This is a genomic window from Leptospira saintgironsiae (genome assembly GCF_002811765.1).
Lineage (GTDB): Bacteria > Spirochaetota > Leptospiria > Leptospirales > Leptospiraceae > Leptospira_B > Leptospira_B saintgironsiae.
Window position 1 is genome coordinate 19,526 of the sequence record NZ_NPDR01000010.1, and the last position, 14,572, is coordinate 34,097.

The window sequence follows — 14,572 nt, forward strand, 5'->3', positions numbered from 1 at the left end:
TGAATTGTTAGCTAGGTAGTATGGTTGTGAGTACAGAGCAAACTTCGGGTGTGTCAGATCAAGAGACAAGTTGGGAGAGTGTATTCTCTCTTAAGATTAGTTCGGATAATCTGGGCGCCGATCTAACGATTCGTCCCGGCATGATCAAGGGCAGGGCTCTTTCCACTAGCATTGTTATAGAATATCTTCATAATAAGGATATTTCCCAAGACCGTATTATCGGGGACAATATCTATGGCGCATTAAAACAACTACAAGCATCCACAGGTAGGATGGATTTTTCCCCTATTTCTTTCGTGGTTGCCCAAGGTTTTCCTCCTGTTAGAGGTGAGGATGGTTGGGTAAAATTCTATCATCCCCAAGCAAAAAGGGTCAAGATAGGTGAGGATGGCCACGCAGATTATAGAAATATTGAAAGATATATATATGTAAAAGCAGGCGAGAAGCTTGCGACCCTATTCGAAGGGATTCCCGGCAAACCAGGAATGGATGTTTTCGGAAAACCGATTGCTCCTCCTCCCATCAGAAGACCTAAACTTACAATTGGTAAGAATGTTCAAGAGAAGGGTCTTGTCCAAGAAAACAAACCTTTAGTAGAATATTTTGCTACCTGCAACGGCGCTATTTTCTCTACTGAATCTTCTATCACTGTTTCCCAAGAATTGCAGATCGATTCTAATGTTGGACTCGGAACTGGAAATATCAATTACGACGGAAACGTTCTCGTAAAAGGAGATGTCGAAGCTGCTACTTCTATCAAGACCCAAGGGAACTTGATGGTAAAAGGAAATGTGGAGACTTCCGATTTAGTAATCGCTCGTGACCTAGAGGTGAGTGGCGGTATTAAAGGTGATGGAAAAAATGTAATCAAGATCGGCGGTCATCTTTACGCTAAGTTTATTGAAAACGCAGAGATAGAAGTAGAAGGAGATGTTATTGTCGAAGGTTTTATCCTAAACTCTAAGATCCATTCTTTAGGAAATGTGATCCTGAATGGATCCAGCGGAAACTTAGTATCTTCTACCGTTTCAACTTATATGGGTTTGACCTGTGCAACTTTAGGTTCTCAAGCGGAGTTGGATGTAACTGTGGAGTTAGGATTTCATTTTAGGAATGAAAAAAGTTTCCAAGATCTCACTAAACGTCTTCAAGTTGCGGAGAAGGAAATAGAAAAAATCCTTCCTAAGGTCCAACAGATCAAACAGATGGTCCAAAGGTCCAGAGGCCAGATCCCTGAGGATAAAAAAGAAGGTTATCGTATTGTTTTTGAGGAATATAATAAGCAGAACAAGTTTATAGAACTTGTGAAACAAAAACTGGAAGTATTAAAATCTTCCAGGTTTAATCCAGGGGAAGTTCAGCTTGTAGTTCGTAAAGGTTCTTATAAGGGAAGTATCATCAAATATAGAAGGCAAGTGGAGAAGGTTGAAAAATTCCAGTCTGCATTTATGATGCGTTTCCAACCAGGGCAAGACAAAGCTGCCATGGTTGCTATCAAACCTCAAAAATAATCAGCCAAAAAACTCTTTGATCTTATCCGGAGGAACAATTCCTTTCTCCGTGATAAATGCTTTGATAAGACTTGCAGGAGTCACATCAAAAGAAGGATTGAGTGCTTTTACTCCGACTGGAGCAATTACACCTTCTGCAAGAATTGCTTCTCCCTTTTCATTTTTTAAGAAGTTTAAACGAGTCACCTCATCTTGTGTTCTCATTTCGATTGGAATTTGGGAACCGTCTGTGATCTTAAAATCAAAACTTTTTTCTGTGGCTGCAATGTAGAATGGGATCCCATGGTGTTTTGCTAAAACTGCCAAAGGATAAGTTCCAATCTTATTCGCAGAATCACCGTTAGCGGCAACTCTATCTACGCCCACAATGACTGCGTCTATTTTTTGAGAGGACATGAGCCAGCCGGCCATACTGTCTGTGATCAGATAGTTTTCGATCCCTTCTTCCATTAGTTCCCAGGCGGTGAGTCTTGCCCCTTGTAAATACGGACGGGTCTCGTCTGCATATACAGTAAGATCATGTCCTGCTTCTTTTAGAGAACGGATCACTCCTAATGCAGTTCCATGTCCTGCGGTTGCGAGTGCGCCTGTATTACAATGAGTGATAATTTTTAGTTTAGAAGGAGAAGAAGGAAAAAGTCCCACACCATTCTTCGCTAATGCTAAATTGTTTCTGATATCTTCTTCGAAAACATGGATTGCAAATTCTTCCGATTTCTGTTGGAGTTCCGACAACGAAACCTTATCATATTCTTCTTCCGGAAAAAGTGAAGAAAGTTCTTCGAATGCTCTACGAAGATTTACCGCAGTAGGACGGGAACCCAGGATTTTAGAAAGTAAGGTTTGGAATTCTTGGTAATCCGGTTTTTGAGAAAACTTTTTTAATTCTAAAACTGCACCGAATAACCCGGTAATGGCGATTGCAGGAGCTCCCCTGACAACCATCTCTTTGATGGCGAAAATTGCGTCCTCGGAGTTTTTAGCAGTGAACCATTCTTTTTTGCCAGGGATCTGTCTTTGGTCTAAAAGTTTGAGTCCTTCTTTTTCCCAAAAAATCGGCCTTAAGTTCTCTTTTTTCATTTTTTTACTCTCCGAGGCTAAAGCAGGCCTTTCATTTTTTCGATGATTAAACTGTGATTGAAATCATCCACCGACTCCCCGGCGGATGAGGACGAACCGGGGCAGATCCCGCCCCGGCTTTGCCTACTTGACTAGGATACCAGTACCTTTAATCCTTACATAATGGCAAAGAGAAATCCGACCTCAGGTCCGAAGCTTTTCGGATTCTCGCTAATTCATCCACTGAATCTGGTCTTATTCTTTAATATTTTCGTCTGGGCACTTCTCATGATGGAAGGTGGGCGAGGAATTATTACCTACTTTTTCGGATTAAACCCAAGCTTCGTTATCGAAAAGAAAATGTATTGGCAGGTGTTCACATATGGATTCCTGCACGTAGTCGGTGGTGATTTTTTTTCTTCTCTCATCCATATCGGGATGAATATGTTCGGACTATTCACAGTTGGTTTTTGGCTCTGTAGATATATTGGCGGTTGGAAATTTCTAAGTGTGTATCTTCTTTCCCAACTAGGCGGCGGACTTTTCGTTTTGTCTTTTTCTTATATAGGTTGGAAGACTGGGTTAGTTCCTGAAAATTCTATCTGGGATAGTTATCATTCCGCCACAGTTGGCGCAAGCGGCGGGGTTTTCGGAGTTCTTGCTGCATTCAGTCTAATGTTCCCTGAAGCAAGATTTGTGTTTCCTCCTGTGAGAGCAAAATTTGCTCCGTGGGTGTTGATCGGTTTTGGGTTTTCTGTAGATGCTTACTACCTTCTTCAATTCCATTCCAGCGGAGTCATGTCCCAAAGTTTTTTTGGAATGATGAGTAACTCTGGACATTTGGGTGGAGCAGTATTTGGTCTGTTTAGTTTATTAGGTCTGCAAAAATTCGGAGGAAAAACCAGAACTCCAATCTTTGTAAGAAGATGGGAGAAGCCTAAGGAGAATCAGGAAAGGGTAATCGTTCGTCCTAAAAATTTGGAAGACCCGTTTGAGACACAGGTCCGGAAAAATAGGGAACTCTTAAGCCAATTATATGGAATTTCGGACGCAAGGGAAAAGGAAAATATTCTCTCTCCTATACAAGCGGAGAATACGAATCTATGTCCTCCCTCAGACTACAATCCTGAGGATATGTTTTGTCTTCGTTGTGAATGGCTTCAGAATTGCGAATTAAGAAAATTAAAGAAAGATCTCCCTGAACTTTGAAAGAATTTTTGAGAACTTTTTCGTCTATCTTGTTATAATAAGTATAGGCGGAAATTTCTGGACATAAATTGAATACGTCCATAGAATAGTTTCCGTCCGAAAATTCGGACAATCGGCTTTGAGGACCTCAGTAAAATTGGCGGATAAAAAGAAAACAATTCTCCCCGACGTTCTTATGAGGGAGAAATTACAAAAAATCGCCCTTAACGAAAAAGCAAAAGCAGCCAGGATAGTAGGGTCTGACAAAGTCGGATCTGAAGTTGATCCCAGAAGGGAAGATGGGCCAGGCTCTAAAATTTTTAAGGCCATAGACGAATCCCTCTCTGATCTTAGATATTATTTTCTGGAAGGAGAATACGGGGACAAGGTTGCGGACCTATTCAATCGTAACGAAAGCCAATTCGACAGATTGGGTATTACTCCCAGAAGATTTTTGGAATTCGCAAGAGAGTCCTTTGATCGTTTCAAACAATTACAGAAAAAAATGCCTTTAGAACCAATGAACAAAAAGGGTTGGGAATATCTAGAAAGAAGTTTGTCTGAATTAATCGGCAAACTTAATGAGAAATTCAATAAGTAAGATTTAATCCTTCTAACCACTTCTGAATAAATAAAAAAGCCGCAGAATTCTGCGGCTTTTTCGTTTTGAGATCCAGTTAAAAGATTAGAAGAATCTTTTCGAAGCTTCTTCTGGAATTGCAATACCAGTAAGTTTTGCTTTTTGAAGAACTTCCCAGAAGTAACGGTAAGTTGCTCTGTCGTGAAGATCTCCGTCGTGTTGGATTGGTCCCCATTCTGCATCCTGAGCTTTTACAAGGATCGCTGCAGAAGTTTGAACTTCGCTATAGTCTGGAGCCATCGCATCTAAGATTGCTTGGATCTGAGTTGGATAGATGGACCACATACGAAGGAATCCGAACTCATCGTGAGCTCTTTTTGCATCTTTATAAGTTTGGTATTGGTTTTTAAGGTCAAGAGTAACGTTATGAGCTGGGATTACTCCGTGAGCGAGTGCTGCAGCCACACAAGAAGCTTTTGCTCTTCTTAATAATTCGTGATCGAATTGTCCTGGGCTTTTCATACAAGAAGCAGGGATTGCTCCGTGGTGTCCTGAGATGAAGTCCATTAGACCGAAATCAACTACTTGCATCCAAGGAAGAGCAGCGATCTTGTCAACGTCAGCAAGTGCTCCGTGAGTTTCGATCAAAACGTGGATTGGGATCTCTCTAGTGATTCCTGCTTTTTTAGCAGCACCTTGGATATAAGTAATCATTTCTTCCACTTGGGAAGCTTTTGTAGGTTTAGGAATAGTGATGTATGCGATCTTGTTTCCTGCACCTGGAACGATAATGTCTACGTCTTGTTTCCAGAAAGCGTTGGTATAATCGTGGATCCTTACACCGCTCATGTTATGTTTATTGAGTTCGGAGTTTTGGATACGGACGATCATTTCCGCGTGTTCTTTTTCTTTTCCGGTTTGAGCACCATCTTCGCAGTCCATGGTGATGTCGAAAAGACCGCCGAGTTTGTTTTGTAACTCTAGAGCTTTAGTGATCAGTTTTTCGGATCCGGCAAAATGTTCGCAGGCCGGGATGATAGGGAAAGGTTTTTCTCCTTCGAATAATGCATCCTTAGGATGTGGTAATTTGGACATACAAGTACCTTTTAAGTTTTTGCGATTTTAGCCTAGCTCGGCTGTCTTAGAACAGGGTTTTCAGGAAAGGCCTTCCAGGCAACGGATTTTTGGAGCGATTGCTTAGGCTTCTAAGAGTTGTAGAATGACCGCTTTCTGTGCATCCAGACGGTTCTCCGCCTGTTGGAAGATAATGGATCTAGGACTTCTGACCACTTCTCTAGTAATTTCGTATCCAGAGTGGATAGGCATATCGTGCATAACCTTTGCCTTGGTCTCTTTCAATAATGAATCATTGATCTGGAAAGGCATCATTAGGTTCATACGTTCCTTCTTCTTGTCCGCGAAAGCTGGATCATTGAAGAATTCCATGTCTACCCAGGTATCAGTATAAATATAGTCCGCATTCTTTACGGAACGGATCAGGTCAGTCTCCCATTGGATTGTGCCCTTCTTCTTCGCCCTTTCCACAGTGTCCTGATCTATGTTTTCTGTCTCTGCAATCGGGGTGAGAAGAGTAAGTTCCATTCCTAAAGCGGAAGTGATCCCGATGAGAGAATTTACTACGTTATTATGCACACCGATATAGGTGAGCTTTAACTCTTTAAGAGGTTTAGGATTGTCCATCACGATGGTGAGAATATCCGCAAGAGACTGGCAAGGATGGAATTTATTACAACATCCATTGATGACTGGGACCTGAGAACCCGACTTGAGCTGTAAAAGTTCCTCATGTTTTCTCATCCGAGCCATGATAACAGAAACGTTTCTGGAAAGATATTCTGCTTCGAGGTCAATGTCAGAAAGAAGAAAGTTAGAAGTCATCCAATCCAAATAGATTGCATGTCCTCCCATTTCAGTCATTGCTACTTCGAAAGAAACTCTGGTACGAGTGCTAGTCTTTTGGAAGAGCATTGCAAGAGTTCTACCGGTCATATGTCCCAGATAATTGGCCCTATGATTTTTCACATGGACAGCAAATTGTAGAAGGTCCAGGACTTCTGCGTCCGACCAATCTTGCCAAGAGATAAGATGTTTGATTTTAGGTGCTTCCATAGACCGGTAAACTATTACAGTCTAGAAAATCAGCGCAGGTAGATTCGACAATCTCAAAACTCTGATAGGTAGGGAAGGAAAAGGGGGAGGGATATGAATCTCCCTCCCTAAGTGTTTTCCGGGGAAAAAAGCGTGATCCAGTTTCTTTATAAGAAATGGATTAGGCCGGAAGAATAAGACCTTTTAGTTACGCTGGTTTTACCGAAGGAATACGAATCCGTGAAGAATTAAGCTCTGTTTTCATGCTGACAAGGGCCATCGTTCCAAAAACGTTTCCTAATAGAGAGGGGAAACGTGTCGGAAAGCGCTTTTGGCCAGAATATAGTAGAAGAGGAAACCAAACGTAGGAGAACCTTCGCAATCATAGCCCATCCGGATGCGGGTAAGACCACTCTTACCGAAAAGCTTCTATTATACGGAGGCGCTATCCAACTTGCTGGTGCAGTAAAGGCACGTAAAAACCGTAAGGCTGCTACTTCTGACTGGATGGAGATGGAAAAAGAAAAAGGGATCTCAATCACTTCCGCAGCTCTTCAATTCGAATATAAAAATCATGTATTAAATTTATTAGATACTCCAGGTCACGAAGACTTCTCCGAAGATACTTACCGCACATTGATCGCAGCAGACACCGCAGTGATGGTGTTAGACGCAGGAAGGGGAGTAGAGCCTCAAACAATCAAATTATTTAAAGTATGTAGGGACCGCGGGATCCCGATCGTTACATTCGTAAACAAGATGGACCGCCCGACTAAAAAAATGTTCGAGCTCTTGGATGAGATCGAAAAAGTTTTAGGCATCACTGCAATTCCAATGGTATGGCCTATCGGAACAGGAGTAGATTTCAGCGGAGTTTATAATCGTGTGGATAAAAAGATCTACACGTATGATAAAACTCCTGGCGGTTCTCAAAAGTCTGCATTCCAAAGTTCAGGGATAGAAGATACAAATCTGGACTCTATGTTTGAAGACTGGGTCTTAAAACAATTTAGGGAAGAAGTAGAACTCGTAGAAGAAGGGATCGCTCCATTCTCTTTAGATGAATTTATAGATTCTAAGATCACGCCTGTATTTTTTGGATCTGCTGTGAATAATTTCGGGATCCAATTATTCTTGGATCATTTTTTACAAATTGCTCCTCCTCCTTTATATTTTCCATTGAAGAATGGAGATCGTTTAGATCCAATTACCACCCCTTTTAGCGGATTTGTGTTCAAGGTGCAAGCCAATATGAACAAGGCTCACAGAGATAGGATTGCTTTCTTAAGAGTATGTTCAGGTAAATTCGAAAGAGGACTTAACGTGAATCACGGAAGATTAGGAAAAGCTGTAAAACTTTCTTCTTCTTTTGCATTCTTTGGCCAAGACAGAAACACTGTGGATGAGGCATATCCTGGAGATATTATAGGTCTTGTGAACCCGGGTACTTATTCTATTGGAGATATATTGGCGACTGGCAAAGTCCCTGATCTAAAACCTCTTCCCGTATTTGCTCCTGAAATTTTTGCTACTCTTTCCTGTGTAGAAACAGGCGCCCTTAAAAGTTTCAGAAAGGGAATAGAACAGCTCGCAGAAGAAGGTATTCTTCACTTATTCACTTCTCAAACTGTGGGTGGTGGATTGCCTGTGATAGGTGCGATGGGTCAGTTGCAGTTTGAGGTATTTAGAAGAAGACTCCAAGATGAGTATTCTGCCCCTACGAATATTAATATTCTTCCTTACCAAGTTTCTTGCTGGTTACTTGAAGAAGATATTCCTAAGGTTCCTCAAGGTTCAAATCTTGTGACTGATAGTTTGGGCAGGGCTGCTCTACTATTCGATTCGGAATGGGAGAAGGGTTATTTCCAAAAGAAAAATCCTGAGATCCGATTATTGGATTATCCTACACAAGATGTTTCTGAACTGAATCAGGAATACTAAGAACTCAGGAATCTCGGAATGCAGATTCCCATTTGCGGAGGGGATTGGCAAAGCTCGCCCCCACCCTGACTTTGGGAGGGGGGAGTGGCCCGTGGGAGCCCGCAATTCGCTTATCACAGATCTAAGTTTTCCGCAAGTCGGTTTATTTTCATAATTTTGTAGGAGCTCCTACATATATCTCTTGTCTAAAAATAAACTTTTAGGCGGCCTCTATGCGACGATTTCCGATTTTAATTTTCTTATCTGCGATATTTATTTCCTTCTATGGTAATTGTAGAAGTCTTCCTTCTTATGATGCTCAACTGAGCTTGGGCAAAAACCCTTCTAAATTCAAAACTTCCAAATATATAGTCTTTCCTTTTGAGTTTGCAGAAGGTCTGGAATTAACCGATTCTCAAGAGAATTCTCAAAAGATCGTTTCTGCGAGAAATAGAGAGAAGGCGGAGAAGGCTTTATTCCAAGCTGGATTCACCGTTTTAGAAAGAGGCAAACTGGATAAATTGATAAACGAAATTACCTTGAGTAAGACAGGTATAACTGAATCAGAAGGTTTGAATCTAGGTAAAATGGTGAATGCAAACTCTGCAGTCTTCGGTAAGATCACAAATTATAACGTTGCCAGGCGCAGGCTTCGCAAACATTTCGTGGCTGAAATTATCCTAAAAGGGGTGGATATCGAAACTGGAGAAATCCTTTGGGAATCCACTTTGAAGGGTCATGCTCCCTATATCAATGGACAGCAAACATTGTTAGATACTGAGAATAAACTATATGAGAAGTTTGTGAAAAAATTACAGGAAAATACAGGCAATAAGTAGGGATTTCTAATCCTTTCAGTCTAGTTTTATGCCCAGAAATTTATTTCTAAAGAAAATAAATAATTTCCTGTAGCGTGGCGTAAGTTCCCACCGTCGTATATAATGTATTTGCACCAGATGATTCAGGGCGGGATGGAAACATTCCGCTATTTTTTTGCCTTTGCGAGCAAGCCGCTTGTTCTAAAATAAAAAAGCCCCGACGTTACCGCCGAGGCTTTTATTTAAGCGAAGATCAAACTTCTTCTTATTTCAAGTTTTCCGCGACTAATTCCGCGATATCCTTTACTTTTACTTCTTCGATCTTTCCTTCTTGTTTTACCCCGTCTGTGATCATAGTGATACAGAAAGGACAAGCGGTTGCGATCGTAGTAGCTCCAGTATCCAGAAGCTGATTGGATCTCTTAACGTTGACCCTTTCGCCGTGCTCTTCCATCCACATCTGAGCTCCACCTGCACCGCAGCAAAGTCCTTTGGAGTGGTGGTCAGAAGCTTCTGCGAGTTTTCCGCCGGAAACCTTTTTAACCAGGTCTCTTGGATTCTCGTAGTTGTCGTTATATCTTCCGATATAGCAGGAGTCGTGGTAGGTATACTTTCCAGCATTCGCATCTTCTGCAACACCTACATCAATCTTTCCTTCTTTGGAAAGTTCGTTGATGAACTCAGAGTGGTGGATCACTTCGAAGTTTCCGCCGAACTGAGGATATTCATTTTTGATTGTGTTATAGCAGTGAGGACAAGCGGTTACAACTTTTTTCACATTGTATCCGTTCATTGTGTCCACATTAGATTGTGCTAATGTTTGGTAGAGATATTCGTTACCACCTCTACGTGCGGAATCTCCGGAACATCCTTCTTCAGTTCCTAAGATACCGAACTTAACATCTGCTTTTTGCATGATCTTAACGAAAGATTGAGCGATCCTTTTGTTGCGATCATCAAAAGCTCCAGCACAACCTACCCAGTATAGAACATCTACATTGGAATCTTCTGCCATGGTTTTAACGCCAAGACCTTCTGCCCAATCTGCTCTGGAGTGTGCAGCAACTCCCCAAGGGTTGGAGTTGTTTTCCATGTTTACGAATGCACCTTGTAATTCAGCAGGGAAGTTAGAATCAACAAGTACTAAGTGTCTTCTCATTTCCATGATAGCGTTCACTTGGTTGTTTCCAACAGGACAAGCTTCTACACAAGCATAACAAGTAGTACATCCCCAAAGTGCTTCTTCAGAAAGCCCTTCGTATTTTCCGATCACAGAAGTATCTAATGCAGCAACTGCGTCAGCAGCTCCTTCTGGATTCGTTTCTCTGATCTTTACAACTTCTGGCATTTTATCCATAAGCGCGTGTTTTAATTCCACGATGATCGCTTTAGGATTCAGAACTTTACCAGTACGGTTTGCAGGACATTGCACTTGGCAACGACCACATTCAATACAAGAAAGTCCGTCTAAAAGGTTCGGCCAAGGGAAGTCCTCAGTTCTTGTAACACCCCAAACAGCAGTCTCATCTTCCAAATTCAATTTAGAAAGAGCACCTTTAGGAGTATCTGATTGTAAGAAATAGTTAAATGGCGCGAAGATCAAGTGTGCGTGTTTGGATGTTGGAACATACAACATGAACGCGAACACTGAAAGAATATGGGTCCACCACATGATTTGGAAAACTAAATCAGCGGAAGAATATTCTACACCGATTGCTTCCCAAATAGCTCCGATACCGGCAGCGATTGGAGCCGCATCATGGAATGGGTTAGCGTATTCTGCTCCAACTGCTCTTGCACCTTCTCCCAATAGGGTAGAGATCATGAGTATGGAGATCATTCCGATTACGATTGCAGAAGCAGGAGAATGAACATCTAATCCTTTTGCTTTTTGGATCCAACGTCTCCAAGCAAAGAAGCCGAGGCCCACGAGTACTAAAATGGAAACTACTTGAAGAGCAGCTTCGTAATAATGGTTCGCAGTTTCTCCGAATAAACTTCCAACTAAGGTAAATTTGTAAGGATCATCCAACGCATATCCAAATACACCGGAGATGAACTGACTGGTAGTATGTAGTAAGTATGTGACGAATCCGTAAAATACGAACGCGTGCATGATACCGCGTAATGGTTCTTTAAAGTTCTTTTTTTGTAAGATTACGTTTAATACGAAACTTTTGATCCGGAATCCCCAGTTTTTATGTTCCAGGAAGTTTTCGGTTCCGTTTGCCTTTCTAGCATTAAATACAAGATTTAATCTGTAGAGAACGGCACGAACGAATACAACATTTGCTACTATAAATAGAGCCGTGAAGATCACGTGGAAGGCGATTTGAGAAATAGCCATAGTTTTTCAGGTTACCCTTTGTATTTGGATGGTCTTTCATAGCAGGCTACTGATTAGGAGGCGCCCTGTCCAGGAAAAAAGATACTTAGTCTCTTTGTGGGAATTCCTACATATTTAGAAAAGATCCGGTCCCTTCTTGCTTTAAATCGTGTACATATTTAACTGCGACTCAATCGCAATAAATGAGAATGTGATTTAAAAAGGACGTGCATTTTTGAAGAAATAGAAAACTTTGAAGAAGTTAAAGGAACAAAACTTTCCATCCAGATGAGCCGAATATTCCCAAATCATTCTACAGATTCTATATTAGAAAAAGCCCTAGATGGAGAACGAATTTCTCCTGGGGAGGCGTTGGAGTTATACGAATCTGGAGACCATCTTAAAATTATGGCAACTGCGAGAACCTTGAGAGAAAGAGTTCTCCCTCACACTAGTGCGAGTTACACAATGTTCAGAGTAGTGAACTACACTAACTATTGTAATGTTGAATGTAATTTTTGTTCCTTCATGGACGAGATCGGAAATGGAAAAGGTTACGTACTTTCTAAAGAAGAAATATTAGAAAAAATGGATTATGCCGTTTCGGAAGGAGCGGACCAAATGTTCTTACAAGGTGGAGTTTATCCCGATCTACCTTTCGATTATTATTTGGATGTGATCTCTACCGTAAAATCCAAATATCCTGACATGCATATACGTGCATTCTCTCCTGTAGAAATTATCAATTTAGAAAAAATCACCGGCAAATCTTTATTCGAAGTTTTGCAAATCTTGAAATCGGTCGGTTTGGATTCTGTTCCTGGTGCAGGCGCTGAAATTTTAACGGATAGAATGAGAAACATCATCTCTCCTAAAAAAGCAACTACTGAAGAATGGGTTCGTGCAATGGAAACCTGTCATGAAGCAGGACTACTCGGAAGTGCAAATATTGTTTTTGGTTCAGAAGAAACCAAAGAAGAAGTTATAGAACATCTAACTGTGGTTCGCAATCTTCAGGATAGGACTGGAGGATTTCTTTCTTTTATTCCTTGGACATTCCAACCTCAAACCAAAAGATTTAAAGTAAGGGCAGTTTCCACGCAAGAGTATCTGAAAGTCCTTGGAATCTGTAGGATCTTCTTAGATAATATTAAACATATTGAAACTTCTGTAATGGTTCTTGGGAAAGGTGTAGGGCAGTTGGCACTTACAAGTGGTGCTGATGATATTTCCTCCGTGGTGATTGAGGAAAATGTATTACGTTCCTTCGGTCTTAAAACAGAAAAAGAAGCTGTTAAATTCTTGAAAGAAGGTGGATTCATACCTAAAAGGAGAGACCTTCTTTATAATTACGAAAGATATGAGGGAAGAGAACTTTCTACAGTCTGATCTTTTCTTATACGATTGTAAATTTTTTTCAAAAATCCGGATGACTTAGTCCGTAAACTTTCCTAAATAGATAGATTCGAACGGGGGAAAGAATGAAAAAATCTTTGAGTTCTAAAATACTGCAGTTATCCGCGATTTGTGGATTTCTATTCTGTGTATCAAATTGTTTGGATTCTCATAGAGAAAGGGTCCATATGGATACCGGAGTCAGTGTAAAAACCTTGGGTCCTCATAAGTATCAATTCATAGCGATCGGGAAAGCTTCCGTTCCTTCTGTAGAAGAACAGGATTTTTTCAAAATGAAAAAGACTTCCTGTGAAGCTGCAAAATTACAAGTCACCCAAAGATTGGATGAGTTGGAATCAGACCAAAAACATAGACAATTCTTCTTAGAACAAAAAGAACAAAAGTATTTTGGCGATGGAGAATACTGCGAACTTACTTATATATACGAACTTCCTCAGGCCAAGAAGCAGAAAGATCAACCTTAGTATTTAGCTTAGTAGCTTCTACTATTGTAACTCTGTTTCTACCCGAAGATTTTGATTTATACAATCCTGAATCTATGGATTGGTATAGATCATCAAAAGTAAAATCTTCATCATAAGAAAGAATGGCAGCGCCTATGGATACAGTGATATTCACAGGCTTGTCATTCGGATCTCTGACTGAAAGTGGATGAGATTCCACACCTTTACGCAAAGACTCACATAAAGTTTTTAAACTTTTAGGATCTACTGAATCTAAAAGAACACAAAACTCATCTCCACCGATACGTGCACAAATATCAGTAGATCTAACTCTAGACTTCATAACAGCAGAAAGTGTTTGGAGAGCATCATCTCCTGCCATATGTCCGTATTTATCATTGATCTCTTTTAAATGATCTAAGTCCAAAATCACAAGTGCCATTTGAAATTGGTGACGTCTTGCTCTCTTCTTAAATATATCGAATTGTTCTATTAGATATCTGCGATTATAAAGATCAGTAAGATCATCCAAGTTAGAGATCATTCTGATATGCAGATTTTTTGCTTTCAACCTTAGGACTGCACCGGATAATTTTTTTTTATCTCGGTAATCCATAGTTCTCCAATAGTTCATGATCACATTTCCGAATGTTCCTACGAATAGATAGGTTAGAAGGATCGGGAACTCTTGCATAGCTTCTACAGGAGAATCTCCTAAATAGCACACACCTAAGAACATGAAACAGAATGCAAGGTTTGTGGCAACTGCAGTGGTAGTCGTTAACCAAAGAAGAAGGTTCATACTAAGTAAGATCGCGGATGCCTGGTGAAGATAGACATCGTAGTGGACCTTATCAGAATATAAAAAAGGAAAGAATGAGATTAGAAGGGTAGAAGAAGTCCATACTTTGTAGAACTCCAACTTTTTAGGGACCCAATCTTTTTTGCGGGCATGTCTCCACAAAAATATGAGTGAAAGAACGATTAACGTGATTCTGCTAGATTGTAGAAGGATTAGAGATTCGTCTTCGAAGTCCCGCGAATTCGGCAGGAAATAGGTGATTAAACTGATTACGATGCAAAGAGAATAGTGGGCCACCAAGGACTGCCGGATTTCGCTCCAATTGGTCTCTAAAAATCCTTGGGGGTATCGATTAAAGAAGATTCGCTTTGATAGTAAGCGAATTCTTCGGTCTATGCCT

At 40.7% G+C, this 14,572-nt stretch carries 12 protein-coding genes; 7 read left to right on the forward strand and 5 right to left on the reverse strand.

The genetic code is table 11. The features are described 5' to 3' along the window. Positions 1-20 precede the first annotated feature (20 nt). Positions 21-1,511, forward strand: coding sequence for a DUF342 domain-containing protein (locus CH362_RS17050; protein WP_100711525.1), 1,491 nt, complete (start codon positions 21-23; stop codon positions 1,509-1,511). On the opposite strand, the gene mtnA is transcribed toward CH362_RS17050, so the two are convergent. Next, positions 1,512-2,591 (reverse strand): S-methyl-5-thioribose-1-phosphate isomerase, encoded by a 1,080-nt coding sequence (gene mtnA / locus CH362_RS17055; RefSeq protein WP_100711526.1) that lies wholly within the window; start codon positions 2,589-2,591, stop codon positions 1,512-1,514. Between the two features lie 162 nt (positions 2,592-2,753). On the opposite strand from mtnA, the gene CH362_RS17060 reads away from it, so the two are divergent. Then, a complete protein-coding gene (locus CH362_RS17060; RefSeq protein WP_100711527.1) occupies positions 2,754-3,779 on the forward strand; it encodes a rhomboid family intramembrane serine protease in 1,026 nt (341 codons plus the stop codon). A 136-nt stretch (positions 3,780-3,915) separates the two neighbouring features. Next, positions 3,916-4,359: an LIC11177 family protein gene (locus tag CH362_RS17065; RefSeq protein ID WP_100711528.1), complete on the forward strand. Its 444-nt coding sequence runs from the start codon at positions 3,916-3,918 to the stop codon at positions 4,357-4,359. Between the two features lie 84 nt (positions 4,360-4,443). Here the strand turns inward: CH362_RS17065 and CH362_RS17070 are convergent, their stop codons facing one another. Both CH362_RS17070 and CH362_RS17075 read right to left on the reverse strand, forming a co-directional pair. Then, positions 4,444-5,433 carry an HpcH/HpaI aldolase/citrate lyase family protein gene (locus tag CH362_RS17070; RefSeq protein WP_100711529.1) on the reverse strand — a complete coding sequence of 330 codons (990 nt, stop codon included), beginning with the start codon at positions 5,431-5,433 and terminating at the stop codon, positions 4,444-4,446. 102 nt (positions 5,434-5,535) lie between these two features. Beyond that, positions 5,536-6,468, reverse strand: a complete 933-nt coding sequence (locus CH362_RS17075; RefSeq protein WP_100711530.1) for an ornithine carbamoyltransferase — start codon at positions 6,466-6,468, stop codon at positions 5,536-5,538. A 294-nt stretch (positions 6,469-6,762) separates the two neighbouring features. Between CH362_RS17075 and CH362_RS17080 the strand changes: the two genes are divergently transcribed. Further along, positions 6,763-8,388 carry a peptide chain release factor 3 gene (locus CH362_RS17080; protein WP_100711531.1) on the forward strand — a complete coding sequence of 542 codons (1,626 nt, stop codon included), beginning with the start codon at positions 6,763-6,765 and terminating at the stop codon, positions 8,386-8,388. A gap of 212 nt (positions 8,389-8,600) precedes the next feature. Continuing rightward, positions 8,601-9,206, forward strand: coding sequence for a CsgG/HfaB family protein (locus CH362_RS17085; RefSeq protein WP_100711532.1), 606 nt, complete (start codon positions 8,601-8,603; stop codon positions 9,204-9,206). A 244-nt stretch (positions 9,207-9,450) separates the two neighbouring features. Here CH362_RS17085 and CH362_RS17090 read toward each other — a convergent pair whose 3' ends face one another. After that, positions 9,451-11,532, reverse strand: a complete 2,082-nt coding sequence (locus CH362_RS17090) for a (Fe-S)-binding protein (protein ID WP_100711533.1) — start codon at positions 11,530-11,532, stop codon at positions 9,451-9,453. A 267-nt stretch (positions 11,533-11,799) separates the two neighbouring features. Between CH362_RS17090 and mqnC the strand changes: the two genes are divergently transcribed. Both mqnC and CH362_RS17100 read left to right on the forward strand, forming a co-directional pair. Beyond that, the gene (gene mqnC / locus CH362_RS17095) at positions 11,800-12,900 is read left to right on the forward strand and encodes a cyclic dehypoxanthinyl futalosine synthase (RefSeq protein WP_100711534.1); all 1,101 of its coding nucleotides are present in this window, start codon (positions 11,800-11,802) and stop codon (positions 12,898-12,900) included. A 92-nt stretch (positions 12,901-12,992) separates the two neighbouring features. Then, positions 12,993-13,391 carry an LIC11299 family lipoprotein gene (locus CH362_RS17100; protein ID WP_100711535.1) on the forward strand — a complete coding sequence of 133 codons (399 nt, stop codon included), beginning with the start codon at positions 12,993-12,995 and terminating at the stop codon, positions 13,389-13,391. Here the strand turns inward: CH362_RS17100 and CH362_RS17105 are convergent. Further along, a complete protein-coding gene (locus CH362_RS17105; protein WP_244280629.1) occupies positions 13,339-14,469 on the reverse strand; it encodes a GGDEF domain-containing protein in 1,131 nt (376 codons plus the stop codon). The two genes, CH362_RS17100 and CH362_RS17105, sit on opposite strands and share 53 nt — an antisense overlap. Between the last annotated feature and the right edge of the window lie 103 nt (positions 14,470-14,572).

What these genes read in the sequence shown, in the direction of transcription:
- mqnC (WP_100711534.1), top strand. Translation starts at nt 11,800, where the DNA reads ATGAGCCGAATATTCCCAAATCATTCTACAGATTCTATATTAGAAAAA.
- CH362_RS17070 (WP_100711529.1), bottom strand. Translation starts at nt 5,433, where the DNA reads ATGTCCAAATTACCACATCCTAAGGATGCATTATTCGAAGGAGAAAAA.
- CH362_RS17100 (WP_100711535.1), top strand. Translation starts at nt 12,993, where the DNA reads ATGAAAAAATCTTTGAGTTCTAAAATACTGCAGTTATCCGCGATTTGT.
- mtnA (WP_100711526.1), bottom strand. Translation starts at nt 2,591, where the DNA reads ATGAAAAAAGAGAACTTAAGGCCGATTTTTTGGGAAAAAGAAGGACTC.
- CH362_RS17060 (WP_100711527.1), top strand. Translation starts at nt 2,754, where the DNA reads ATGGCAAAGAGAAATCCGACCTCAGGTCCGAAGCTTTTCGGATTCTCG.
- CH362_RS17085 (WP_100711532.1), top strand. Translation starts at nt 8,601, where the DNA reads ATGCGACGATTTCCGATTTTAATTTTCTTATCTGCGATATTTATTTCC.
- CH362_RS17090 (WP_100711533.1), bottom strand. Translation starts at nt 11,532, where the DNA reads ATGGCTATTTCTCAAATCGCCTTCCACGTGATCTTCACGGCTCTATTT.
- CH362_RS17050 (WP_100711525.1), top strand. Translation starts at nt 21, where the DNA reads ATGGTTGTGAGTACAGAGCAAACTTCGGGTGTGTCAGATCAAGAGACA.
- CH362_RS17075 (WP_100711530.1), bottom strand. Translation starts at nt 6,468, where the DNA reads ATGGAAGCACCTAAAATCAAACATCTTATCTCTTGGCAAGATTGGTCG.